Raw genomic sequence first — 25,010 nt, forward strand, 5'->3', positions numbered from 1 at the left:
TACATGGAAGTTACTGAAGAACTTAATGAAAACAGGATGTTAAGTCTTCAGCAACAATTAAAGGGAACATAGCCTATTTAAAAGATAGTAATAAAGTGCTAGGAACCATAATGCTTAATCTAGGTTATGACTTAGACACAGAAGAACTCGCTTCTTGGCCTCATGTAAAAGGTATATTTGGTCCAGGAGATTCAATGGACAAGGTTTGTCAGGGATTAAAAGCAATAATAAAAGGGGATAACTGGCTGTCTCGAAGATTACTTGATCAGCTAGTAAATTATTATCGAGGTAGAGAAGCAAATAACATTATCGAACCTGCTATTGAGGTTGAGCTTACTCGGCGTGAAGTTCAGGTTTTAAAAATGTTGAAAGAAGGTGGTTCAAATATGGAAATCGCTGATTCTTTATTTATCAGCGAGCATACTATTAAATCACATCTATACAATATTTTTAGAAAGTTAGAAGTAAAGAACCGTACGCAAGCTACAAGTTGGGCTAAGAGAAACCTGTAGTACTAGTATTAACTTGCTGTAATAAAAAGAAAATACTCTATAAAGTACTAAATTTTATATTTATTATTAAAATGTCAGTCTGAAATATCATCCCATATTCAAACTTATTCCTATTCAGTTGACTATTAGACTTCTCATGTCGTGACGAATCTAGTCAGACGTGGAACAGAAGGTCTATTCAATTAATAAGCTAAGAGGGAATAAAAATGAGCGCAAGTGACAATGACACGTATTTAGGCGATGCAGGTGTAAATAACCAATTTGCTGATTTCGATGGCGGCGATGATTTGTTTATCGGTTTTGGTGGTAATGACTCGTTTGTTGGCGGTGGCGGTAATGATTATGTGATCGGCGGCGACGGCGATGATCGCCTAACTGGTGGTGCTGGAGATGACATCCTTAGGGCTGGTACAGGAAACGACTACCTCGGCGGTGGTACCGGTAATGACTTGCTGTTGGGTTTGCTGGGCGACAATAAATTAAATGGTGGTGTCGGTGAAGATATTCTTGTTGCTGGTTCTGGTGACAACGTTTTAGTTGGCGGCAGCAATGGCGATAAGTTTGTGTTCACGGATAAGTTTGGTGGCCATGGCGAAGCCAAAGTTGTTGATTTCACCATTGGTGAAGACTCTTTGCACATCATTAGCGACTCTGTCACAGACTTTGGTGATTTAAGCTTTAGCTACGATGCAGTTGGGAATGCAGTGTTTACCGATGGGGCTGATCTAACAGTGAAACTTATTGGCGTGACTGAAACTGACATCAACACCTATGGTGCTGATCTGTTCGTAATCTAAACGACTGAAAATAACTCTGGATGGGAATTAGTTTGCGTGGCTCTGCCATGCTGAGGTGCACTAATCGGACACTCTAGAGCGATTTGAGGTTACCTTAAGCTAGGCGCTAGTATTTCTGGCGCCTACAATTTTCACGTTAAACGGAAGTAGTCGTGCAAAAAACGGTTTTCAAAGAAGTGAAACAAAAACTATGCACGCTTGCGGGCTTGCTGATCGTTTTTAGCCTTTTTATCAACTTATTGGTTCTCTCGATTCCGTTGTACATGCTTCAAGTGTACAACCGAGTGATATCCTCCTACTCAACCGATACTTTATTCTTGCTCACTGTCATCGTAATTGTCGCGCTGTTAACCATGTCCATCATCGACATTGCACGAGCACAAATGAGTAAATCTTTTGGTTATTGGATGGATACAAAACTCTCCGCTTTCATGCTCAAGCGCACGATTCAATATCAATCACATACTGGGAAGAGTTATACCTCGCAAACTCTGAGAGACATTCAGAACATCAAAAGCTTTTTGAGCAGTCAAGCACCTTATCCACTGTTGGATGCGCCCTGGACACCGCTATTTATTTTATTTGTGTATTTATTGCACCCGATACTAGGTCACATCGCGTTACTTGGATCTATCGTATTGTTTAGCCTAGGTCTACTTAATGAGCTAATGACGCGTAAAACAATGCAAGAGAGCGAAGTCAGAGCGATTTCTCATATCAACAACGCAGAATTAGCCACGCAAAACTCCAATTCAATTCTCGCAATGGGGATGATGAATGCATTTTTAGAGAAGTGGCAGTCGCGCGTGAGCGAAGTGAATGTGCTTGAAGAGCGAGTTGCAGGTAAGTCTATCTACATGGCTAACTTTTCTAAGTTTGTGCGTGGCTCATTACAGATATTTTTACTGGGAGGTGGTGCATGGTTAGTTATCCAACATGAGATAACGGCAGGGGCGATGATCGCGAGCTCCATATTAATGAGTCGGGCATTATCGCCGATGGAGCAGGCGATAGGCACGTGGCGAAGCGCGATGTCTGCTAAAGGCGCCTATAAAAGGTTGAAAGAAATCGATGCGATCGTGCGCCAAGATGAATCAGATATGCCACTGCCTAAACCAAAAGGACACTATGAGCTTACCGGACTGGCCTATCGCCATCCTGGAGCAACCGAACCAGTGCTCTCATCGATCAGCTTATCGATTCCTCCGGGTGTTGCTGTTGGGGTGATTGGCCCTTCTGGTACGGGTAAATCGACGTTTGCTCGGCTGTTATTAGGTACGGTTAAGCCATTAGCGGGTAAAGTGACTCTTGATGGAATGGAAGTCTCCGTATGGGCATCTGAAGATCGCGGCGTGCATTTTGGGTATCTCGCTCAAGAGGTGGAGTTATTTCCTGGCACAATTCGAGAGAACATCGCGCGCTTTAAAGAAGAAGACCCCGCTAAAGTCATCAAGGCGGCTCAACTAGCAGGATGTCATGAATTAATACTCAAGAAAAACAAAGGCTATGATTGCATTATTGGTGAAAATGGCCGTGGTTTATCTGGGGGGGAAAGGCAGAGAATCGCTCTTGCAAGAGCCGTTTATGGCGACCCATCTATTGTGATTTTCGATGAAGCGAATGCCAACCTCGATGGTGAGGGAGAGGCTGCGTATCAACGTTTGATTGCCCATTTAAAAGCACAGAGTACAACGATTATCGTCATTGCCCACAATCCGAGTACGTTACGACAAATGGATAGGCTGTTGTATTTGGCTGACGGCCGAGTCAAGTTATACGGCGCTAAAGATGAAGTATTAAAACGTTTGATGGGCGAAGACAGAACAGATATCCCAAGGGTAAGAAATGAGCAATCAACTGCCAACCGTTAATCAGAGTTCTACCGAGATCGTATATCGTTTTAGCCCCAAAGCGAGACTAAGCTTTCGAAAACCAATTTTACTCGGTGTGGTGACCTTAAGTGTTTTTCTTGGAGGTCTTGGCTACTGGGCTGCAACAGCCAAGTTAGAAAGTGCAGCGATTGCTTATGGTGATTTGTCAGTTCTCACTAAGCGACAAGAAATTCAGCATTTAGAAGGCGGTATTATTGAAAAGCTATATGTACAGGAAGGGGATTTAGTCGAAAAAGGTCAGTTATTAATTCAACTTTCTAAGCGTCAAGCTATGGCTAAGTTGGATTCGTTAAGTGGTCGTTTTATCCATACTCTAGCAAAGGAAAACCGTTTAAGTGCGGAGCTTGATGAGCTTCCAACGATTGTATGGTCTGATGATCTTGAAAGCATTCCCCGTGTCGATATCGTCCAAGAAGCACAACTGGTTCAAAACAAGATCTTTGAAGCGAGAAAGCGATTCTTTGACAGTAAACTGAGTATCATTGAGCAGAGTATTTCTGGAGCAAATTTAGAGCTTGAAAACCTTCAGCAAACCAAAGTGATTGAGACGGAACGGCTCAACTTTATTGATGAAGAAATAGACAGTAACCAAGCCTTGGTGCAAAAAGGTTTCTCGGGAAAATCTACTTTACTTCAACTCAAGCGCTTAGCAGCGGAGGTGAGAAGTACCTTAAGCCAGTTAGACAGGCAGTCGCTCACCGTTAGAAAAAGGTTAGATGAGAACCTAGCGCAAATTGAAGAGTTGAAGCTTGAAAGGCTGAATGAGATTGTCGAGGAACTACGAAATACCAAAACGGAAATTGTCGCAATTCGGGAAGAATATCGCTCCGCTCAAGATATTGTCGCAAGAACAACGATCAACGCACCTATTTCTGGTCGCGTAGTCAACATGCAAGTGTTTACCGAGAAAGGTGTGATTGGCTCGGGTGAAACGTTACTAGAACTGGTCCCGCAAGACGATAAGTTGTTAGTCGAGGCTCGTGTTAATCCTCAGGATATTGATTTAGTGAATCCAGGCCAGCAAGCGCATGTTCGTCTGACCGCTCTGAATGCACGGACGTTGGCACCTTTAGACGGTACTGTGCTGACGATTTCTGCCGATAAGCTCTCGCAAGAAAACCAAGAAGATTTTTATCTCGCTAGAATTGCAATTTCACCGGAAGATGTGACAAAACATCGTTTAACCTCAGGCATGAATGCCGAAGTGCTTATTTTATCTGAGCCACGAACGCCATTGAGCTACCTAATAAAGCCAATTACAGAAAGCATGAATCGCGCCTTTAGAGAGGAGTAATTTCAAAAAGACTTGAGTGAGCACGGACAACAGACAAAATAATTTGTTATCGTTAGCTGTTACTGGGCCGTATTTTTATTCGAGGGAGCCGTGGAATGGAGAAAGTGCAGTTAGTTGTCGATTTTCTTCTCACTCATAAATTGATTTTTACCGCACTGATCTTTGCGATTATGTGGTTAATTCGTCGTGCAATTTTATCGATGATTCGTGGTGATCACGCTTTTCTCTCAGAAGATCAGCGTAGTTGGATGTCCAGAACTAAAAATGGCACCTTTGCTGTTACATTACTGATTTTATTTATTTTATGGCAATCAGAAATTAACGAATTTGCTCTGAGTGTAACGGCGATTGCCGTTGCCATTGTAGTGGCATCCAAAGAAATCATTTTGTGTTTTACGGGTTCGATTCAAAGAGCAAGTTCGCGTTCTTTTCGCGTTGGAGACTGGATTGAGGTCGGAAAGTTGTGTGGTGAAGTGATTGAGCACAATATGATGGCGACGGTGATTCAAGAGATCGACCTGCATCATGGGCAATATCATTACACCGGAAAAACAGCGACATTGCCTAATAGTATGTTCTTTACCTATCCAGTAAAGAACCTCAACTTCATGAAGCGGTACGTTTACCACAACTTTTCTGTAGTGGTGAAAGACTTCGTCAATTTGTATCCACTGTTACCGATTTTAACTGATAAAATTGAAGAACATTGCAGTTACTTTGCTGATGTTGCACATCGTTACAATGCGATGATTGAAAAACATGCCGGTGTTGACCTTCCTGGTTCTGAGCCACATATGCATATTTCTAGCAACATTAATGGTGAACAAATTCTGCACGTGATGATTTTCTGCCCAACCGATAAAGCGAACCACTTAGAGCACTTAATTCGTAAGGACTTTATGGAACTTTATGAGCAGCGTTTTCCTGTAGTGCGAGAAGAATAGAGCATCGTACTTCGCCTTTAATTTCAAACCCCGCTATCAAAATAGCGGGGTTTGTTTTTCTTAGCGTATTTTTAGGCTGTAACAATATTCCCAACTTAGCTGAATTTACTCTTCAGCATTAAAAATAGGAAGTAAGTGCTGCCTATAATAGCGACCAACGTGCCAGCTGCGACCTGACTTGGATAAATAGCGATTTGTCCTAGCCAATCTGCCCACAACATTAGGGTTGCGCCAATTAAGGCACCGACACACAGTTGCTCTTTCACTTTTCTTGCTCCTAACATCATCGCCATATGGGGAGCGACCAAGCCAACAAAAGATATTGGACCAACTGTAGCGGTAGAAAAGGCGCATAACAAAGCAACGATGGTGAGCATAAGCGTATTGGCTACGGTAGGGTTAAGCCCTCGTGCATTTGAGAATTGTCGCCCGATGGAAATTAGTGTTAGCCAACGAGAAATCGAGAATACAGCGGCAAGCAGAACTATTATGGCCAAACATAGCATCAGTGCGGTGTCGGCTGTGACTCGATAAATAGAACCAGTTAGCCACAATAAAATTTTGTAACTGTCACCTGAGCCTTGAGCTAGCGAAAATTGAACGAGGGCTTCTAATAGTGCCGTTAGTGCGATTCCGGACAACACGAAGTTAGATGGATTAAAATGGCTTCGTTTACCGATAATCAGCAATAACATCAATACGGACATACTTCCGAAAAAAGCGATACCCCAGCTAAATGCGGAGAGAAGCGACCCAGCGATGACTCCTGTCGTAATAATGGCAAACGTGGCTCCGGAAGACACACCGAGAATATCGGGACTTGCCAGAGGGTTATAAACAATGCGTTGCAAAATGATTCCGGCAACGGATAGCGCAATACCGACAGAAAGTGCGGTTAACATTCTCGGCCAACGCAATTGCCATTGGAACTCACCTGGCACAGACCATTGAATTCCGTTTATACCATGGGTAACGAATGAGTAAGCTAGAATCCCAACCAGACTGAATAGCGCAATGCTGCATACCGCGCGTTTAGAAAGCGCCGTTTTTCCTTGGCTCATTGAAAGGTTAAGTTGATCGGTTGCCGTCAGCTTTTTACGAGTAAACCAAATTAAAGCGGGAGCGCCAATAGCTGCAGCCGCTACGCCGCTAGGAATGGTTTCCTCTAACCATAAGCTCAGCGAGATAGCGGCAGAGTCTGTGATGATTAGTAGCATTGCGCCCAAAAGCATGCTGCTGATCAATTCGTCGCGCGGTGTTCTTGCCCCCATCGCTCTGGCAATATTGGGTGTCAGTAATCCGATGAAGCTGATAATACCAACTGCGGTGATGGAGGCAGATACCAGCCAAATACCCATCACCATTAACGCACCAAACGCGGGTAATACCGCTAAGCCTCGGGCTGCTGCGCCTTCTTGTCCTAGTTTCATTAAGGTCAGAATACGTGGTGCGACGATCAAAATTACGATTGCGATAGCGCAGCGAGGCAATAACCACTCAAACCAATCCCAGCTGTATTGAGAGAGGTCTCCTGCTCCCCACATAAAAATATTCTGTGCGAACTGGGCGTTTAAAATAATAATGGCTGTGGCGATAGAACCGAGCAAGATATTGATCACCATCCCCGAAACGACCAACGGCAAACCTGTCATATTACGCACACCGGCAATTGATACGATCAGGCCAAACGCCACTAAAGCCCCAAACATTGCGGCTAATGCAGAGTAATCGGCGACCCAATCGACGAACCAAATGTTTACCACGACTAATGCAAGCCAAGCACCAGAAGAGGTGCCAAGAGTCAACGGCGAGGTGAGGTTATTCTGCGTTAATTGCTGCATTAAGCTGCCGGTGAGACCAAGCATGGCACCAACAAGCAGGGTCATACTTAACCTAGGAAGTTGCGCTTGCGTAAAGAATACATCACGAAACTCGGTTGCTACCTCTGGTTTTGTTAATAATTGCCATTGTTCGAAAAGTGATAAATTAGTATCAATTTGTAGGCTAAAGACGCTAAGTAACGTAATCAGCGCCAGATAACCAATATAATGTTTCGTTCTCATTGTTCTGGTGCCAACTCTATTAGACTGTCGGTAATCGCTTCAGCGGTGTATTGCAAAGACATGGCACCGCCATACGCCCACACTGCTCTGACTGAATTTACCCGCTGCTTTTTCACAAACGGCATCGCTTGCCAAAGTGGCGACTCTTTCAGTTTTCGTTCTTCTGGGAAAGGTTGTACGTAGAGAACGTAGCTGTTTTGAAGGCCCTGAAGCCGATTGATTCGATCTTGCTTTACTCCCCACGCTCGTGGGTCCTCTTTAATTGGAGCCTGTAATCCCAGTTTTCTAACCACGTAGTCAGTGGTGGAGTTTTCGGTTGCAAGTAATACAGTATTCGGAGTTGAAAATCGCATCACAAGAACGCTGAGTGGAGAAGAGTAATAGTGGCGAATTCGCTGGCGCATCTGCGCAAATGAAGCATCTAATTCTGCCAGTTTCTGTTCAGCAAGTGCCTCTTTATTGAATAGCTTGCTGAGCGTACGAAAGTGACGAATGGCCGTTTCAGCTGCGGCCTCATTTTCAGAAAAATTAGGTAAATAGATTACCGGAGCAATTTGTTTGAGTAACGGAATCAAGTCTTGCTGTGGAGACGCAGCAAGGATGACATCTGGTTTCAAACTGGCTATTTTTTCTAAGTTGGGCTCTGCTCGGGTTCCAATATCTTCAATTGACTCTGGTGCGGTTGGATTGACTACCCATTGGCGGTAGCCTGGTAAATTTGGGGCTGCGATTGGCTCTACGTTTAGCGCCAAAACTTGTTCTAAGATGTCCCAGTTTAAGGCAACAACGCGTTGTGGCGCTTGCTCAAAACTATGCTCACCATATTGATCAGTAATGGTGATTTTTGCATTTGCGTTGGTCATAAAAAATGCCGATAGGAAGGCAGATTGCATAACCAAAGTAAGTAAACGAGCCATTATGCGCATACAACAGCCACCTTTTGGCTCGCTAATGTGTTAGCCGGGCTTGGGTGCTCAATCAGCTTAATTGGTGACTCATATAGTTTAGAAAGGCGTGCCTCGTCTAACAACATGTCGGCGTTGCCTTCAAAGGCAATTTTACCTTTTTTGAGCGCAACAATGTGGGTGGCGTAGCGCAGTGCTAAGTTCAGATCGTGCAGGATCACGATAATGCCTACATTCTCGGTTCGATTCAGTTCTGCCAGCAGCGCCATTAGTTGAAACTGATGGTGAACATCGAGCGCCGAGGTTGGCTCATCGAGAATTAAAATTGGCGATTGTTGAGCCAGTAGCATAGACACCCAAGCACGTTGGCGCTCGCCGCCCGATAAGTCATCCGCCAAAGCTTGAGCAAAAGGTGTAACCCCTGTTCGTTCCATAGCCTGCGTGATGATCTGTTTGTCTTCAGCTTTCCAACGACCAAGTGCCCCACGCCACGGAAAGCGACCTAAGCGCACTAGCTCTTCGACCGTTAAACCAGCCGAAGAGGGCAGCTTTTGTGGCAAATAGGCGATCTGTTTTGCCAACTCTTTGGTTTTGAGTGATGAAAGGGAAGTATCGTTTAGTGTTACCATGCCTTTATCTGGTGGCATTTGACCAGAAAGCAGGTTCACCAGTGTCGACTTACCTGAACCGTTATGGCCTAAAACGACCGTTAGCTCATTTGTTGGGATGTTAAGTTGTTCGATGCCGAGGATCTGACGTCCACCTCGCACGATCTCAATATTAGACAGTTGAAACATGGATGGCTCTTAGGAGAAAACTCCCCTCAATAGAGGGGAGTAGAAGTACAATTACCAGCGGTAGTTTGCGTTTAGCATAACAGAGCGAGACTGGCCGTAGTAACACCAGTAATCGCAACCTGAAACAAACTCTTTATCTAGGATGTTGTTCACGTTTAGCTGTGCTTGCCACTGTGAAGTGATGTCGTAAGTGACTGACGCATCCCAAAGAGTGACTGAAGGAACCGTTAGGTTCGAGCTCTTAGGGTTATCTTTTGACTCACCTACGTAGCGCACACCAGTACCGATATTGAGGCCTGGAATCAGGCTGTAGGCGCTGTAGTCTACCCATGCAGAAGCTTGGTGCTCAGGAATAAGTGCGGCTTGTTTTTTACCTTGGCCAAAGCTCTCATCTGTTTTCGCTTTAGTGTAGGTGTAGCTTGCCATCAGTTTTAGATCGTCGGTTAGCTGCGCCGTGCTTTCTAGCTCAACACCTTGAGATGTCACTTCACCTGTTTGTGTCGCAATCCATGTTGATGGGTTAGTGACCAACGCGTTCTTTTGCGTGATGTCGAACCATGCAAGGTTGATAAAGCCATCTATAAAGCTTGGCTCATACTTCACCCCCACTTCTACTTGCTCGCCTTCCAGCGGTTTGTAAAGTTCATTGGTTGCCGTATCAATAGTGCTGATCACTTCAAACGACTGAGAGTAGTTTGCGTAAGGTGACAGGCCATTGTTTGCAAGGTACATCACACCCGCACTTAGAGATAGCTGACCATCATCACGAGATTCACTTTGATCAACGGTAGCGCCTTTGCCAGAGTTTTCTGTTTTCACCCAGTCGTAACGAGCACCGATGTTACCAATCCACTGTTCATGCAGTTTCAATTGGTATTGTGAATAGAGACTTGCTTGAGATTTCTCAATCTCACGTTTCACGTTGTCGGCAGGATCAAGAGGGGTGAAGTTGCCGTAAACTGGGTTCCACGGATTGATGGTGCCAAATGCGTAGTTGTCCTGCTCGTCGCCATCGGTTTTGTGGAATTGCAGATCCATACCGATAAGCACTGTGTGCTCTGCGTTGTCTGTCATCCAGTTGCCGACAGCATTGTTATCGAACGTGATGCTCTGGTTTTTTCCGTCACGGAATACGATGCCTTGCGTTAATTCTTCTTTCGCTGGATCGTTGTTTGAGAACGCGTAAGAGCTGCGCAAGTACAACTCATTCGAACCGTAGTTGAGGTTTTGCGAGAGTGACCACGTGTCATTGATGTCGTGCTCTAGTAAGTAACCCAGAGAAAACTGTGTGCGTTCGTATTTATCGTAGTTTGGCTGACCAAGGTTAGTCGAAGGATCGATTTTGCCAAAGTTAGAACCAATCAGAGTACCTGCTGCTGGGAAGAATGGGTTAGTTGGTACACCGTCATCACGAAGGTAAGTTGCCAAAACGGTCAGCATTGTACGGTCAGAAATGTCGAACTCGACACTTGGCGCTAGGTAGAAACGCTCGTTGTTTGTGCCGTCCAGTTCACCATCTTGGCTTGTCATCAAGCCAACCAAACGATAGCGCACAGTGCCTGCGTCGTTTGCTTCGTCAGCAATGTCAAAACCTACGGATTGGTGTTGGTTGTTGCCAACTTCGACTTTTACTTCGCCTTGAGGCGTAAACGTTGGTTTTTTCTGCACCGCATTCACGATACCGCCTGGTGCCGATTCACCAAACAGAATAGCCGATGGACCTTTAACGACTTCTACACTTTCTAGGCCGTAAGGTTCGACCAACCATGTGTAGTAACCATCGCGGAATAGGCGGTTGCCGTTTAGGTAAGTCGCTGCATCAAATCCACGAACTTTGAACCAATCAGTGTCGTTGTCTGCGCCATAAGGCTGAGCGGTTACACCAGACGTGTAGCGTAACGCTTCATCTAGTTTTTTCGGTGCACGAACACGAAGTTCATCTTCAGAAATGATAGATACGCTGCGCGGCGTTTCTGCTGCCGGGGTTTCTACTTTAAGTGCTTGCGCGGTGACCGTTATGGTCTCCATGGCAATCACGTCATCTTGAGCTTGTGCTGTGAATGCAACCACTGCTGTAGGTGCTAAAGCACAAACCAACGCGTTGCGGATAGCGATGGTCAGTGAGTTATTCTTTTGCATAAATCTATTCCCGATAATTATGATTAACGCTAAGCTTAATTGTAATTATTATCATTTGAGCTTTTGTTTCGGTATTTTACTGACTTTTGTATCAAAAGATAGTAAAACGTTCGCAAATTCATTCGCGGTACCTAAAGTCATTGTTATGTTCAATTGGTTTGAAAAGCTGACCCAACCCTTTCCCCAGATGGAAACCGAAAAGCCACCGAAGACGCTATTTGGCTTTTGTCGTTTTTACACTCGTGGCTTTGAAGCCCCTTTACTCGTTATGGCTGTGTTCAGTGCGCTTATTGCCATTACTGAGGTGACGCTGTTGCGTTATATGGGCGAGCTCGTCGATATTCTCTCTAATCAAGATCGCGCAACATTCTGGCAAGACCAGGGTGATCGCATGCTAATGATGCTGTTCTTAGTGGCGGTTGTGATGCCAGCTCTCGGTTTTGTCCACTCAATGGTGATGCACCAAACGTTATTGGGTAACTACCCGATGTCTATCCGTTGGTTGATTCACCGTTACTTGCTAAAACAAGCGGTTGGATTTTTCCAGCGTGACTTTGCAGGCCGAGTTGCGACCAAAGTGATGCAAAGTGCGTTAGCGGTACGAGAAACGGTCATGAAGCTGGTGGATGTACTGGTTTATATCAGCGTTTATTTTCTTTCGATGCTTTGGATGATGGGCGAAGCCGATGGTTTGCTAATGCTACCTATTGTGATTTGGATAGGAATGTACGCGGTTATCCAGTTCTACTTTATCCCTAAAATGAAACAAGTAGCGACAGAGCAAGCGGATGCTCGTTCTGTAATGACTGGGCGCATTGTCGATTCTTACACCAACATATCTACCGTAAAGCTATTCGCGCACTCGCAACGAGAGTTGGAATACGCAGAAAGCAGCATGAAGCAATTTTTGGTGACGGTTTACCGCCAAATGCGCATGGTGACTTGTTTACTGTTTAGTGTGGATGCCATCAACTATTTGCTGCTGATGTCTATTAGTGCCATTTCGGTTTATCTATGGCTAGATCACGCTGTAACAATTGGTGCTATTGCGATTGCCATCAGTATTGCATTGCGCGTACAAGGTATGTCGAAGTGGATCATGTGGGAAGTTAGCGCACTGTTTGAAAACATCGGTACAGTAGTAGACGGTATTAATACGATTTCAAACGATGTTGAAGTGAAAGACGTACCAAATGCTAAGCCTTTGCAAATCTCCCAAGGTGAGATCTGCTTTGATCACGTAGGTTTTAACTACAGTGACGAGAAGGCGGTATTTGAGAACTTGAACCTGACTATCAAACCGGGCGAAAAAGTCGGCATTGTCGGTCGCTCTGGGGCAGGTAAATCCACGTTGGTCAACTTGTTGCTGCGTTTTTACGACGTAAATACCGGTAAGATTTGTATTGATGGACAGGACATTTCTCAAGTCGAACAAGAGTCGCTTCGCCAACACATCGGTATGATCACGCAAGACACCTCTTTGCTGCATCGTTCAATTAAAGAGAACATTCTTTACGGTGATCCAGATGCTTCAATGGATGCCGTTATCGCAGCTGCTGAGAAAGCACATGCTCATGATTTCATTCAATCTCTACGAGACGAGCAAGGTAACGTTGGCTATGACGTTGAAGTGGGTGAACGCGGTGTGAAGCTGTCTGGTGGTCAGCGTCAACGTGTGGCGATTGCTCGCGTTCTGCTGAAAAACGCGCCAATTTTGATCATGGATGAAGCAACGTCTGCACTTGATTCAGAAGTAGAATCGGCAATTCAAGAAAACCTTGAAGTTCTGATGGAAGGAAAAACAGTGATTGCGATTGCTCACCGTTTATCAACGATTGCCGCGATGGATCGTTTGATTGTAATGGATGACGGCAAAATCATTGAGCAAGGCTCGCATTACGAGCTGCTGCAATTGGGTGGTGTTTACGCTCAGTTGTGGAAGCATCAAACCGGCGGATTTTTGTCTGAGCAAGGTGATGCTCAACTGCAAGTCATCTAATATGACGCTACACGAAAGAGGAGCAAATGCTCCTCTTTTTTGTGTCTGTCGTTTATACCGAGTAAGTAGGCGTTAATGGGCAACGTTAACTTGTGATTATTCATTGAGTTAGGCCAACTTAATGATGATTATGTTTATAACTCACTATCGTTATTGAATTTTTTACGCTTTTTTTACGCGAACTCCGAATGGGCTTTTGCTAAAGTTTTCTACATCGAATTTTGGTTGATGTATTTTATGTTTGTTCAATGGCGAGATAACACCTTTCTCTTTTCTACTACCGTGATTGTTGGTGCGGTTGTCGTCTCATGGCTGTTAGACCAACTGTTTGGCTCTACAGCCGCAGTCCTGCTGATTTTACAGTTAGCGGTCGTGGTAGTGGCGTTTCAATGCAACTCGCGATTCGCTTATGCGGCGGCGGTGGTCGAAGCGTTGAGCTTCAACTTCTTTTTCACGACGCCTCGTTACTCTTTGCAGATGTTTCGTCCGGAAGACATTTTTAATTTAGTCGTGTTTATGGTGGTGGCTTTTATCACCAGCACCTTTGCGGATCTTTATCGTCGGCAGCAGGGAGAGTTAAAACAAACCAAGCTGCAAAACAGCATCCTGCTATCGGTGTCCCATGACCTACGCACGCCGCTAGCAACCATTATTGGAACACTGACCACACTCAACGAGTACATGCCCAAGCTCGATGACTTAGAGCGTAAAGAATTGCTCGACAGTGCGACTTCAGAAAGCCATCGCTTGCATCAATATATCGAGAACCTCTTACAGGCGACTAAGCTCCAGCACGGCACATTAAAAATTACCAAAAAAGATGAGCCTATTGCGAATATTGTGCGGGATGCGGTTTCTCGTTTGCCGAATTACACCGAGAAAGTATCCATGAATATGGATGAAGCCGTTGGCTATTTGTCAGTAAGTCGTTCGCTCATCGAACAAGCGATTTTTAATGTGCTGGATAATGCCATGCGATTTTCGCCAGAGAATGAATCTGTTGAGGTTTCACTTTCTAAGCAGGGTTCGTCGTGCGTGATTGATGTTCGGGACATGGGGATTGGCATCAAAGCTGAAGATGCGGAAAAAATATTCAACCTTTTCTATTCCGGCGCGAACAACAAATCGGCCGATTCAGGCACCGGAATGGGACTCGCGGTTGCCAAAGGCATCATCACCGCACACCAAGGATATATTCAATCTATGCCAGTATCAGAAGGGACGCTGATCCGCATTCGACTTCCACTCAATCAAGGAGCAGAGCAGGCGTGAGTTACAAAGTTTTAGTCGTGGACGATGAGCCTCGCATTCATACCTTTATTCGAATTTCGCTGTCTGCTGAAGGGTTTGATTACATTGGCGCGAGTACCATTGCAGAAGCCAAAGCGTGTTTCGAAGCGTATTCGCCGCACGTCATTCTGCTAGATTTAGGCTTGCCCGACGGCGATGGGGCGGAGTTTCTCACTACGCTTCGTCAGACGTATAAAACGCCAGTGCTAGTGCTGACAGCTCGCGATCAAGAAGAGGAAAAAATCCGCCTTTTAGAAGCAGGCGCGAATGATTACTTGAGCAAGCCTTTTGGCGTAAAAGAGCTCATCGCGCGCATCAAAGTGCTGGTTCGAGATTTGGTGGATGAGCAAACCGTCGCTGATGAGCTGGTGGCTGGCCGAGTCAAAATCATCAAAAGTACTCACCAATTTTGGTTGGATCAGAGGGAAATTCCACTCACCAAGAAAGAGTTTTCTTTCATTGAACAGTTGATTCTCAAGCCGGGAAAACTCATTGAGCAAACTCATTTGCTAGCGGTGATTTGGGGAAAAAGTCATGTCGAAGATACTCACTACTTACGTGTGTTAGTGAGTCAACTACGCAAAAAACTGAACGATAGTGCTGACGAACAGCGGCTATTAAAAACCGAGCCGGGGTTGGGTTATCGTATAGTGCTAGAGGCGTCCAAGCACCACTAAATTCCAAATTTAATCAACGTTAATGCCAAGGTTTAGTGCTGGTTATCGGCACTCGAACAGGATTCGTGTTGCCTATTTTCCGTGACGGAAAATCAGTCTAACCCTTAACGCATTAGCATTTTCTATACATAAAACACAGTTAGGTATTGATATGGCTCACTTTACAGTAATTGGTCTAGGGCGATTTGGCGTTGCCGCCAGCTTAGAACTTATTCATCTTGGACACACCGTAACGGGGGTGGATAGCGACCCGAAAATCGTCGAAAAATACGTCGAAGAGTTAACGCAAGCGGTCATATGTGACGCAACAGACGAAGGTGCACTCAGAGAGTTAGCGCTAGCGAACAGTGATGTGGTGTTGGTGGCGATTGGCGAAGACATGCAAGCCAGTTTGTTGTGTACGCTGGCGCTGAAAAATCTGGGTGTGAAATCTATTTGGGTCAAAGCGAGCACCAAAGCACACCACACCATCGTGTCTAAGCTTGGTGTACAACGCATTATTCATCCGGAAGAGGAGATGGGCGTAAGAGTCGCGCAGGCACTCAACTATCCGATGGTGAACAACTATTTGGAAATGGGGCATGGCTTGTATGTGGTGGAAATCCACGTTAAATCCAATCTGCACGATACGCCGCTTTCTAAGTTGATCAGCCGAGGCAGTTACAACATTCAGCCTATCTTGGTGAAGCGCGAAGAAGCCGTCTACACCAATATCAATGATGAGTTTGTGCTTAATGAGTTCGACACGCTGTTGCTTTGTGGTAGTCGCGCTGAGCTGAAATACGTCGCTCCAAGGTTGGTGTAACATGGTTTTGTGGCATCCCTCTATTATCCCCATCGAGCGAAAACCCAAAGCGGGCAAAAAATTGTTGGGCGCACCGCCATTAATACTTAGCCTCAGCTTTGCGTGCTTGATCATGCTCGGCACGATCTTACTCAAACTGCCGATTGCCACCACAGAGCCCATCACTTGGATTCAAAGCCTGTTTACTGCGACATCGGCCATTACGGTGACGGGATTAGTTGTGGTGGACACGGGCACGGCGTTTACGCCTTTTGGGCAAGTGGTTATTGCTTTCCTGATTCAATGTGGTGGCCTAGGTTTAATGACGTTTGCCATCGTGACCTTGCTGGCTCTGGGCGGAAAAATTGGCTTTTTGGAGCGAGCAGTCGCGAGAGAGGCGTTCAACCAAACTGACTCGTCGACACTCATTGCCACTGCTAAATCTGTATTGATGTTCGCTCTGCTCGTTGAACTTATTGGTTTCACTATTTTGAGCGTTTATTGGAGTGAAGAGCTGGGCTGGGAAACCAGTTTGTTCCATGGTTTCTTCTACACCATCAGTGCGTTTAACAATGCAGGTTTTGCGTTGAGTGCCGATAGCTTAATGCCTTACATGGACGACCCGGTCGTTAACTTCACCATTACCAGTTTGTTCATTATTGGTGGTTTAGGCTTCTCGGTTTGGATTGACTTAAAACGCAATCGCCGTTGGCATCGACTCACCGTTTACAGTCGAATGATGATCTTAGGCACGATGATCATTAACGTGGTGGCACTTATCGCGATTTATCTGATTGAATATGACAACCCCAACACGCTTGCCCCGTTGAGCGAAGCAGGGAAATGGTGGGCATCGTGGTTTCAAGCGGTGACGCCAAGAACGGCAGGGTTCAACACTTTAGCTATCGATCAGTTGGAAGATGCCACAACGGCGATCATTCTGGTGTTGATGTTTATCGGCGGTGGTTCATTGAGTACGGCAAGTGGCATTAAAGTTGTGACATTTATGGTATTGGTCTTGGCAACTTACAGCTATTTGCGTCGCGATGAAGCAACCTATGCCTTTCAACGCGAGATTCCCAAAGAGACCATCAGCAAGGCATTGGCGCTGACTCTGATCTCGGTGGGGGTGACTTGGTTTGCCATATTCACGCTGTTACTGACAGAGAAAGCGTCTATGTTAGACATTATGTTCGAAGCGGTCTCGGCACTGGGTACGGTTGGGTTATCGCGAGGCTTAACGGGCAGTTTGTCCGAACCGGGTGAGTTAGTGATCATCTTCATGATGTTTATGGGACGATTAGGGCCTCTTACATTAGCGTACTTCTTAGCCAGTCCAAGAAAGAAAAAAGCGCGTTACGCGAGTACTAAACTGGCAATAGGGTAAATGGGCTAACTCGTACAAAGTGAGCAAAAGGCTAGACAAAAGAGGAGTAACTGCTCCTCTTTTTGTGCTCGTTGTAGCCACGAAACTGTATACGGCAGTCTCTCTCACAACAATTTATGATTCATCTCTATTTTTTATCATTTATAAATTGTCGTTTTTGAGGTGTTGCCCAGAATGGCATTATCCACGTGCAACATAAGATTGCCGGGAATAAAAATAATTACAATACTGCCTTACTGGAAGATACATGAAAATCAAACCCCTCCCACCTTTAAATAGCCTCGTTGCGTTTGAAGCGTCGGCGCGGCACTTGAGTTTTACGTTAGCCGCTGACGAGCTAAACGTGACTCAAGGTGCTATCAGTCGCCAAATTAGACAATTAGAAGAATACTTAGGCAAGGCTATGTTCACGCGAGCCAATCGAAGCATTAATTTAACGCCTACAGGTCTTCAATATTATCAAGCTGTCAGCCAATCTTTGCTCGATATTGCTCAAATCACGGGTGAAGTGAAGAAGTGGCAGGGCGAACAAAAGATCACGGTTGCGACGACAAATGCAATGGCAGCCTTGTGGTTGTTGCCTAAGGTTGCTCAATTTCAAAATGAACATGATGACATCGATATAAGAATATTGGCCTCAGATAATGTGTTGGACTTACGCCGATTAGATTGCGATCTCGCCTTGTTTTATTGTCGCACTCCACCTGCGGAAATGGATGTGACAACGCTATTTTCAGAAGAAGTATTCCCTGTGTGTAGCCCGCTTTATTTAGAGAAAATCGGCCAGCCTAGTAAGCCAGAAGAAATCTTCAATAAAACGTTACTCTATCTGGAGGAGTCTCAAAGAGATTGGGTGAATTGGGAGCAGTGGTTTGCGAGTGTAGGATTGCCAAATATTTCGCCTCGTAATCGCATGAACATCAATAACTATCCAATGCTGTTACAAGCGGCAATTAATGGTCAGGGAATCGCGTTAGCCTGGGGATCATTAGTGGACGACTATTTACAAAGCGGTGCTTTAGTTAGGCCAGTCGAACACGTGCTTTCAACACCTTCCAATTTCTCTATGCTTGAACCTAAAAATAGAGGTTTAATCCCAGCAAGCGTCAAGCGTTTTAGAGAGTGGCTTTTGCAACAGTTGCCAGATGAGGTGGGTGATCGAGGTTTAGCCTAAATCAATAAGCAGAGAAAATAACAGAGTTTGGTCATGTTAAAAAAGCGGGAGTACCAGTTCCCGCTTTGTTTTAATTGATTGATGAAACGACGCACTAACTTAGTACTGGTCCCTGATTGAGTGTGGAATCACTTTTTTGTGAGGATCTTGAAGCGATAGGCTCGGAAGCCACTGTTTTGCTTTCAACAAGCGGTTCAACAGGACCATCAAGTTTCTCTTGCTCTGGGTGAACATGCTCAGGAAGCATTGCCCATGGCTTAGGTTCGCGTCGAATACTATGGAACAGCGTTAAGCTCATCACCGCGATAAAAATCGCGATAGGGAAACCGGCAATAATGGAGGCCGTTTGCATTGCTTTTAACCCTCCGGCGTATAGAAGCACTCCCGCAATGGCGGCGATCATGATCCCCCACAATACGCGTATAGAGGTAGGAGGCTCACTGTGTCCAGCGGCATCGAGGGTACATAGAACTAAGGTACCTGAGTCAGCGGAGGTAATGAAATAAGTACCGAGTAATAAACACGCAAGCACGCTAAGGAGTTTACCAAACATACCTGTATCTAGGTTGTCGAATAGCGTAAACAAAGCGCGTGTCGTATCAGCTTTAGTCGCTTCAAGAATCGGGCCGCCAGAAAAATCCGCAGGTGGTGTCTGTTTGGCTTCTTGTGCCGCAGTGACTTGCTCTTGATGAGCAACACGAGCGTCTTGCTCTACCTTCAACGCTGCACCACCAAATACTGAAATCCATAAAAACGTGATCAGCGTGGGTACGATGAGAGCACCGCCGATAAGTTCACGTATTGTGCGTCCTTTAGAGATACGAGCCACAAACATGCCAACGAAAGGTGCCCAAGTCATCCACCAAGGCCAGTAATAAGCCGTCCACCAGTTTTGCCAGCCAGAGTCATTCTGTGCATCGCTCCATAAGCTCATACCGACAATGTTTTGTGCATAAAGCCCCGTACTTTCGAGTAGCGTATTTAAGATATAGCGAGTTGGACCAATGTAAAGTACGACTAGCACGAGTGCGAGTGAGAGCAGCATGTTCCATTCTGATAAACGGCGAATACCTTTTCCTACACCAGATATCACCGACGCAACCGCACAAGTACAAAGGGAAACGATAATAAAGAGTTGAATCCCCAAACTAATATCTAGACCAAAGGCTTGATTCAAACCAGAGTTTATTTGGATAACTCCCATCCCCAAGGTTTGAGAGATACCGAAAGCAGTCACCGCGACTGTTAGGATATCAACCGTGTGTCCGATAGGCCCATAAATACGATCACCAATCAAAGGGTACAAGATAGAGCGTAGGGTAAAAGGCAGATCTTTACGGTAGGAAAAGTAAGCTAATGCGAGTGCAACAATGATAAAGACAGACCAAGGATGTAGACCCCAGTGAAAGAATGTCAGTTTCATTGATGTTGTTGCGGCTTCATTGGTCAGGCCTTGAGTAAATGGGTTGTCAGCGTAATGCCACATCGGTTCGGCGACCGACCAGAAAATTAAGCCTATCCCCATGCCTCCGGAAAAAAGCATGGATACCCAAGACAAATAACTAAACTCTGGTTTTTCGTCATCTTTACTCAAACGAATATGCCCATATCGACTAACCATAAGGTAAAGAAGAAAACCGACAACGAGTGAAACAAGTCCGATGTAAAACCACTTCATATTCTGTAGCAAAATGCCGGAAATCGTTTCGAAGTATTGGCCCGCTTGATTGGCGAGAATGGCGCAGAAAAGTACAAAACCGATAACGACGATCTTTGATGCGATAGTCACAGTCGGATTGAGTCCTTTCAATATCCCAGATGTTGCTCTCATAGGCATCCCTCACAGTGCGTTTGTTTTAGCGTTATTGTTTGTTGCGTTATTGTTAATTTTTGAAAGAGAGTAGAGAGAGGGCTTTTGTGTTTCAACTGATTAATACTCATCGGTTAATGAGTATTAATCATGACAAGAAGATCATTGTTAATTAAAAGGTTATTTTTTTGTTCGAGATCAATGCATGAATGACAAAAACTCATCCAAGCCCGGCGAAAAAGTCGTTTGTTTGTTGCCGGGTTGTTAATCAAAATCATCTCCACTAACACAACACGATGTTGTACGCACTGGATGCAACTCGACTCTCGGAGATAAGAATATGAGCAATGTCAACCAAACCATTATTCCTGTTGAACTTGTTGATAATGTACTGAACCCAATCAGTGAAGCAACAGGAATGCCGAATCAGGCCTACACCAGCGAAGAGTATTTTACTTTTGAGCGTGATCAGGTGTTTGGTAACACTTGGGTATGCATTGGTTTTGCATCAGACCTGCTTAAAAATGGCTATGTGATGCCACTTGATTTCATGCATCTTCCACTACTCATGATGAGAAATCGTCAAGGTGAAGTCCAAGTCTTCCACAACGTATGTAGTCATCGTGGTATGAAGCTGGTGCATGAGGCAGGCGAAGTTCAAGGCATGATTCGCTGTCCTTACCATTCATGGACGTACGATCTTGATGGCAATCTAAAAGGCACACCACACATTGGTGGAATCGCAAAACACAAAGATGATCGATTTAAGTGTGAAAAGCACGGCCTTAAGCCACTTCGTTCAGCCGTTTGGATGGACATGGTATTCGTCAACTTATCGGGCAAAGCAGAAAGCTTTGAAGAGCATATCGCGCCGCTAGAGCAACGTTGGCAGCAATTCTTAGGTGAAGAAGGATTAGGGCTTCTTCGCCGCGTGAACATGGGTGGCAACTTAGAGATAGAAGTGAAAAGTAACTGGAAGCTTGCCGTAGAAAACTACTGTGAAGCTTACCACTTACCTTGGGTGCATCCGAGTTTGAACAGTTATTCTCGCCTAGAGGATCACTACAACATCATGTTTGCAGAGCGTTTTGCTGGCCAAGGTAGTCTCGCATACAACCTCTCTGATACTGCAGGAACACACTTACCTAAATTTCCAAGCTGGCCAGAAGATAAACTGCGTCATGCAGAATATGTTGCACTCTTTCCAAACGTGTTGCTTGGTATTCAAGCCGATCATGCCTTTGCGATGATGATTGAACCAATCACTGCGAATAAGAGTGTTGAGCACCTACGTGTCTTCTATGTGGGTGATGAAGCAACGAAAGATGAGTTCGCTGCGTGCCGTACTGCTACCGTTGAGTCATGGCGAGTCGTATTCGGCGAAGATATTGGAGCGGTCGAGGGCATGCAGGAAGGTCGTTACTCACCTGGCTTTGGTGGTGGTGTGTTCTCACCAGAAATGGATGTTCCGACGCATTTCTTCCAAACCTGGTTGGCAAAGCAAGTGAAAGCGGCACTGGAGCAGTAATATGATGCATTACCTTAATTATATTGATGGTGAGTGGTGCGATTCAGAGCAAGCGCTGACCGTCATGAACCCTGGCACAGCCGAAGCGTATGCGACGATTGCAGAAGCCACTATCATCGATGCAGATCGCGCAATGGCAGCGGCACGTCGAGTAGTCAATCAAGGTCTTCTTTCGGACGTTCGTCCAGCCGTCAGAACCGAGTGGATGTTAAAAGCCGCCGCGGCTATTCGTGAAATGGTTGATGAAGGTGGGCTAGTTGCCTGCCGTGAAAATGGGAAATCTTTGCAAGATGCCAAAGATGAGTTTTTAGAATCGGCACGTTACTTCGAATACTACGCTGGCATGGCCGACAAGCTGGAAGGCTCGTCAATTCCGTTGGGTAAAGATTATGTCGATTTCACCCAATATGTGCCGTTTGGTGTGTCAGTGCAGATTGTGCCGTGGAATTTCCCAGTTTCTATTTGTTCACGCTCATTAGCACCTGCATTAGCTGCTGGTAACGCAGTGGTGATCAAATCGCCAGAGATTTCCCCACTCGCTATGACGTTGTTGATTAAAGCGATTGAAAAAGCGGGCTTCCCAAAAGGCGCGATTAACTTGCTATGTGGGAAAGGCTCCGTAGTTGGCAGCCACTTGGTGCAGCATCAAGACGTTGATCAAATTGTCTTTACAGGTTCTGTGCCGACCGGCCAACGCATACTGAAAGACTCAGCGCAACGCGCCACACCATCTGTGATGGAGCTGGGTGGTAAATCGGCCGCTATCGCACTGAAAGATGTGAGTCTCGAAACGCTTTTACAAAGCGTACAAGTCGGCATCTTCTTTAATGCGGGTCAAGTGTGTTCAGCGATGTCTCGACTTCTTGTTCAAAAAGAACGTTATGAAGAAGTGAAAGCGGCTGTAGTGGAAATGGCACAAGGCCTAACTATTGGCCAAGGCGAGAGCCAACCAGATATCACGCCACTGGTTTCCGCTGATCAGCAAGCACGCGTGCTTGAGATGATTGAACAAGCAAAAGCCGACGGCGCGAACATCCTAACGGGTGGGTACGCCCCTGATTTGTCGGGTTACTTTGTGGCACCGACGGTGATTGAAGCCTCACCAGATATGCGTATTGCTCAAGAAGAAGTGTTTGGCCCTGTACTGGTAATTACACCGTTTGAAACCGAACAAGAGGCTGTTGAAATCGCGAATGGCACCGATTTTGGCCTGGTTGCTGGTGTCTTTGGTGAAAGCCTAAACCAAACATTGCGAGTGGCACAGCAACTGCGTGGTGGACAAGTGTTCATCAATGAATGGTTTGCTGGTGGCATCGAAACACCATTTGGTGGCGTGGGCTTGTCCGGGTTTGGGCGAGAAAAAGGACAAGAAGCGATTTATAGCTACGTCCAGACACGCAATATTGCCATTCGTTTGCAGCAAGACAGCAACGTATAGCCACCGTGTAACTGTATTTTCATCACCTCGTACCGGCTTGGACTTCAGACCACAAGCTAGGGCGAGGTTGATGGAATCACAACAAATCTGACAACGGTTTGTAAACACGGAAATTCTGAACAAGGTAGTTGGAGTATAAGTGATGAGAAAGTGGCTCTGTATTATTTGCGGCTTAATCTATGATGAAGCACAAGGTTGGCCATCCGATGGTATTGCACCAGGAACAGCATGGGAAGATGTACCGGATGACTGGTTATGTCCTGACTGTTTAGTGGGTAAGGCCGATTTTGAAATGATCGAAATCACCGACGATGCGCCACTAGAAGAGGTTGCAGCGGTGTCTTCGGCGTCGGTAGAAGCGTCTGTTCAGCCAAATACTGCTCAGCCTCTTCCATCTGAAGTTACTCAACCTGTATTCTCAAATGACCCTATCGTTATCATCGGTAGTGGCCACAGTGGTTACCAGTTGGCGGCGGCACTTAGAGCGCAATCTGAGACGGTTCCGATCACTGTCTTTACCGCTGATGATGGCGCTTTGTACAGCAAGCCTGCCTTGTCTAATGCACTGGTCATGAATAAAGACGGCGACGCGCTACAAAGTGAGAGCGCGTTGGAGTGGGAAAGCCGTCTCAATATCCGAGTTTACCCGCATACCCGTGTTGAACAGATCGATCGTGCCAATTCAACGTTACATACCTCCATCGGTAAATACGCCTACAGCCGCTTGGTACTGGCAACAGGTGCATCACCGATTGAAATCCCAATTGAGGGCGATCGCTCTTGGGTTATGAGTGTGAACGACTTAGTTGATTACCGGCGTTTCAGAGCGGAGCTGCAAGACAAAAAGCGCATCGCAATCCTCGGCGATGGCTTAATTGGCTGTGAGTTCGCGAATGACCTGATCGAAAGCGGTTATGAAGTAACAGTTGTCGGGTTGGGTCAATGGCCAATGGAGCGTTTGATCCCGCAACAGTTGGGTGAATCATTACAAAGCGCACTTGCCGATCGAGGCGTGCAATGGGCTCTACAAGACAGTATCGCCAGAATCGAGCCAAGGTCCGAATCAAGCGCGGTTTTGCATCTAAACAGTGGCAAGCAGATTGAAGCAGACCTAGTGCTAAGCGCGGTTGGACTCAAGCCAAATGTTTCTCTGGCTGAGCGCGCGGGGCTTGAAGTTGGCCGGGGCATTAAAGTGAATCAATTCGGCCAGACGAGTGATGAGAATATTTACTCGCTAGGTGATTGTGTTGAAACTGATCACGGGTGGCAGCCCTATATTGCGCCGATTAATCAAATGATCCCTTCTGTAGCGAAAAGCTTGCTAGGCGATGTCGCCCCTATCTCGTTAACACCAACTCCAGTGATTGTAAAAACGCCGATTCTTCCACTCACGATTTTCCCGGTAGCCGCTGAAGAACAGGGACAATGGTACATTGAGAACCAAGCAGATGAATTGACCGCTGCGTTTTATTCACCAGAAGGAGCAATGCTCGGTTTTGCGTTGCTAGGAAGAAAAGTACAGTCATTACGCGGCCCTTGGCTAGATCAATTGTCATTGAAACTGTCAGCAGCGTAGCGGA

The 25,010-nt window shown here is 45.7% G+C and carries 18 protein-coding genes and 2 pseudogenes; 15 read left to right on the forward strand and 5 right to left on the reverse strand.

What is annotated here, in order from left to right; genetic code table 11:
- Positions 1-71: 71 nt before the first annotated feature.
- The 5 genes and pseudogenes from R8O11_RS13310 to R8O11_RS13330 form a co-directional block, all read left to right on the forward strand.
- Positions 72-512, forward strand: a pseudogene (locus R8O11_RS13310) (LuxR C-terminal-related transcriptional regulator); the annotation flags it as partial.
- A gap of 206 nt (positions 513-718) precedes the next feature.
- A complete protein-coding gene (locus R8O11_RS13315) occupies positions 719-1,309 on the forward strand; it encodes a calcium-binding protein (RefSeq protein WP_005375168.1) in 591 nt (196 codons plus the stop codon).
- A gap of 152 nt (positions 1,310-1,461) precedes the next feature.
- Complete coding sequence (locus tag R8O11_RS13320) at positions 1,462-3,180, forward strand: type I secretion system permease/ATPase (protein ID WP_017821856.1); 1,719 nt, start codon at positions 1,462-1,464, stop codon at positions 3,178-3,180.
- Positions 3,155-4,495, forward strand: a complete 1,341-nt coding sequence (locus R8O11_RS13325; protein ID WP_262583788.1) for an HlyD family type I secretion periplasmic adaptor subunit — start codon at positions 3,155-3,157, stop codon at positions 4,493-4,495. Before R8O11_RS13320 ends, R8O11_RS13325 begins: the two co-directional genes overlap by 26 nt.
- Before the next feature lie 95 nt (positions 4,496-4,590).
- A complete protein-coding gene (locus tag R8O11_RS13330; RefSeq protein WP_005375171.1) occupies positions 4,591-5,439 on the forward strand; it encodes a mechanosensitive ion channel family protein in 849 nt (282 codons plus the stop codon).
- A 95-nt stretch (positions 5,440-5,534) separates the two neighbouring features.
- On the opposite strand, the gene fhuB is transcribed toward R8O11_RS13330, so the two are convergent.
- The 4 genes from fhuB to R8O11_RS13350 are packed head-to-tail and all read right to left on the reverse strand — an operon-like array spanning position 5,535 to position 11,343.
- Positions 5,535-7,502 carry a Fe(3+)-hydroxamate ABC transporter permease FhuB gene (fhuB, locus tag R8O11_RS13335; protein WP_053307903.1) on the reverse strand — a complete coding sequence of 656 codons (1,968 nt, stop codon included), beginning with the start codon at positions 7,500-7,502 and terminating at the stop codon, positions 5,535-5,537.
- Positions 7,499-8,428: an iron-siderophore ABC transporter substrate-binding protein gene (locus R8O11_RS13340; protein WP_080996220.1), complete on the reverse strand. Its 930-nt coding sequence runs from the start codon at positions 8,426-8,428 to the stop codon at positions 7,499-7,501. The genes fhuB and R8O11_RS13340 overlap by 4 nt, the downstream gene beginning before the upstream one ends.
- A complete protein-coding gene (locus R8O11_RS13345; protein ID WP_053307902.1) occupies positions 8,419-9,204 on the reverse strand; it encodes an ABC transporter ATP-binding protein in 786 nt (261 codons plus the stop codon). The genes R8O11_RS13340 and R8O11_RS13345 overlap by 10 nt, the downstream gene beginning before the upstream one ends.
- Before the next feature lie 51 nt (positions 9,205-9,255).
- Positions 9,256-11,343 carry a TonB-dependent siderophore receptor gene (locus R8O11_RS13350; RefSeq protein ID WP_262583787.1) on the reverse strand — a complete coding sequence of 696 codons (2,088 nt, stop codon included), beginning with the start codon at positions 11,341-11,343 and terminating at the stop codon, positions 9,256-9,258.
- 145 nt (positions 11,344-11,488) lie between these two features.
- Here R8O11_RS13350 and R8O11_RS13355 point away from each other — a divergent pair, with 145 nt between their 5' ends.
- The 6 genes from R8O11_RS13355 to R8O11_RS13380 all read left to right on the forward strand — a co-directional run bounded on the left by R8O11_RS13355 (position 11,489) and on the right by R8O11_RS13380 (position 18,654).
- Complete coding sequence (locus R8O11_RS13355; protein WP_033906862.1) at positions 11,489-13,342, forward strand: ABC transporter ATP-binding protein; 1,854 nt, start codon at positions 11,489-11,491, stop codon at positions 13,340-13,342.
- Between the two features lie 237 nt (positions 13,343-13,579).
- The gene (locus R8O11_RS13360) at positions 13,580-14,614 is read left to right on the forward strand and encodes a DUF4118 domain-containing protein (RefSeq protein WP_318194212.1); all 1,035 of its coding nucleotides are present in this window, start codon (positions 13,580-13,582) and stop codon (positions 14,612-14,614) included.
- The gene (locus R8O11_RS13365) at positions 14,611-15,309 is read left to right on the forward strand and encodes a response regulator transcription factor (RefSeq protein ID WP_318194213.1); all 699 of its coding nucleotides are present in this window, start codon (positions 14,611-14,613) and stop codon (positions 15,307-15,309) included. Before R8O11_RS13360 ends, R8O11_RS13365 begins: the two co-directional genes overlap by 4 nt.
- A gap of 151 nt (positions 15,310-15,460) precedes the next feature.
- The gene (locus tag R8O11_RS13370; RefSeq protein ID WP_005375180.1) at positions 15,461-16,114 is read left to right on the forward strand and encodes a potassium channel family protein; all 654 of its coding nucleotides are present in this window, start codon (positions 15,461-15,463) and stop codon (positions 16,112-16,114) included.
- 1 nt (position 16,115) lies between these two features.
- Positions 16,116-17,480, forward strand: coding sequence for a TrkH family potassium uptake protein (locus R8O11_RS13375; RefSeq protein WP_230238205.1), 1,365 nt, complete (start codon positions 16,116-16,118; stop codon positions 17,478-17,480).
- Between the two features lie 247 nt (positions 17,481-17,727).
- A complete protein-coding gene (locus R8O11_RS13380) occupies positions 17,728-18,654 on the forward strand; it encodes a LysR substrate-binding domain-containing protein (protein ID WP_115386780.1) in 927 nt (308 codons plus the stop codon).
- Positions 18,655-18,748: 94 nt separating this feature from the next.
- Here R8O11_RS13380 and R8O11_RS13385 read toward each other — a convergent pair whose 3' ends face one another.
- Entirely contained in the window at positions 18,749-20,485 is a 1,737-nt protein-coding gene (locus R8O11_RS13385) for a BCCT family transporter (RefSeq protein ID WP_230238204.1), read from the reverse strand.
- A gap of 319 nt (positions 20,486-20,804) precedes the next feature.
- On the opposite strand from R8O11_RS13385, the gene R8O11_RS13390 reads away from it, so the two are divergent.
- The 4 genes and pseudogenes from R8O11_RS13390 to R8O11_RS13405 all read left to right on the forward strand — a co-directional run bounded on the left by R8O11_RS13390 (position 20,805) and on the right by R8O11_RS13405 (position 25,006).
- Positions 20,805-21,992, forward strand: coding sequence for an aromatic ring-hydroxylating dioxygenase subunit alpha (locus R8O11_RS13390; RefSeq protein WP_318194214.1), 1,188 nt, complete (start codon positions 20,805-20,807; stop codon positions 21,990-21,992).
- 1 nt (position 21,993) lies between these two features.
- Positions 21,994-23,430: an aldehyde dehydrogenase family protein gene (locus R8O11_RS13395; protein WP_064376745.1), complete on the forward strand. Its 1,437-nt coding sequence runs from the start codon at positions 21,994-21,996 to the stop codon at positions 23,428-23,430.
- 142 nt (positions 23,431-23,572) lie between these two features.
- Positions 23,573-23,734, forward strand: a pseudogene (locus R8O11_RS13400) (rubredoxin); the annotation flags it as partial.
- Positions 23,723-25,006 carry an NAD(P)/FAD-dependent oxidoreductase gene (locus R8O11_RS13405; protein WP_318194225.1) on the forward strand — a complete coding sequence of 428 codons (1,284 nt, stop codon included), beginning with the start codon at positions 23,723-23,725 and terminating at the stop codon, positions 25,004-25,006. The pseudogene R8O11_RS13400 and the gene R8O11_RS13405, both read left to right, overlap by 12 nt.
- Positions 25,007-25,010 lie beyond the last annotated feature (4 nt).

It is taken from the genome of Vibrio sp. 1288 (assembly GCF_033344475.1).

What these genes read in the sequence shown, in the direction of transcription:
- R8O11_RS13330 (WP_005375171.1), top strand. Translation starts at nt 4,591, where the DNA reads ATGGAGAAAGTGCAGTTAGTTGTCGATTTTCTTCTCACTCATAAATTG.
- R8O11_RS13385 (WP_230238204.1), bottom strand. Translation starts at nt 20,485, where the DNA reads ATGAGAGCAACATCTGGGATATTGAAAGGACTCAATCCGACTGTGACT.
- R8O11_RS13370 (WP_005375180.1), top strand. Translation starts at nt 15,461, where the DNA reads ATGGCTCACTTTACAGTAATTGGTCTAGGGCGATTTGGCGTTGCCGCC.
- R8O11_RS13380 (WP_115386780.1), top strand. Translation starts at nt 17,728, where the DNA reads ATGAAAATCAAACCCCTCCCACCTTTAAATAGCCTCGTTGCGTTTGAA.
- R8O11_RS13340 (WP_080996220.1), bottom strand. Translation starts at nt 8,428, where the DNA reads ATGCGCATAATGGCTCGTTTACTTACTTTGGTTATGCAATCTGCCTTC.
- R8O11_RS13360 (WP_318194212.1), top strand. Translation starts at nt 13,580, where the DNA reads ATGTTTGTTCAATGGCGAGATAACACCTTTCTCTTTTCTACTACCGTG.
- R8O11_RS13405 (WP_318194225.1), top strand. Translation starts at nt 23,723, where the DNA reads ATGATCGAAATCACCGACGATGCGCCACTAGAAGAGGTTGCAGCGGTG.
- R8O11_RS13325 (WP_262583788.1), top strand. Translation starts at nt 3,155, where the DNA reads ATGAGCAATCAACTGCCAACCGTTAATCAGAGTTCTACCGAGATCGTA.
- R8O11_RS13390 (WP_318194214.1), top strand. Translation starts at nt 20,805, where the DNA reads ATGAGCAATGTCAACCAAACCATTATTCCTGTTGAACTTGTTGATAAT.
- R8O11_RS13315 (WP_005375168.1), top strand. Translation starts at nt 719, where the DNA reads ATGAGCGCAAGTGACAATGACACGTATTTAGGCGATGCAGGTGTAAAT.
- R8O11_RS13355 (WP_033906862.1), top strand. Translation starts at nt 11,489, where the DNA reads ATGTTCAATTGGTTTGAAAAGCTGACCCAACCCTTTCCCCAGATGGAA.
- fhuB (WP_053307903.1), bottom strand. Translation starts at nt 7,502, where the DNA reads ATGAGAACGAAACATTATATTGGTTATCTGGCGCTGATTACGTTACTT.
- R8O11_RS13345 (WP_053307902.1), bottom strand. Translation starts at nt 9,204, where the DNA reads ATGTTTCAACTGTCTAATATTGAGATCGTGCGAGGTGGACGTCAGATC.
- R8O11_RS13395 (WP_064376745.1), top strand. Translation starts at nt 21,994, where the DNA reads ATGATGCATTACCTTAATTATATTGATGGTGAGTGGTGCGATTCAGAG.
- R8O11_RS13375 (WP_230238205.1), top strand. Translation starts at nt 16,116, where the DNA reads ATGGTTTTGTGGCATCCCTCTATTATCCCCATCGAGCGAAAACCCAAA.
- R8O11_RS13350 (WP_262583787.1), bottom strand. Translation starts at nt 11,343, where the DNA reads ATGCAAAAGAATAACTCACTGACCATCGCTATCCGCAACGCGTTGGTT.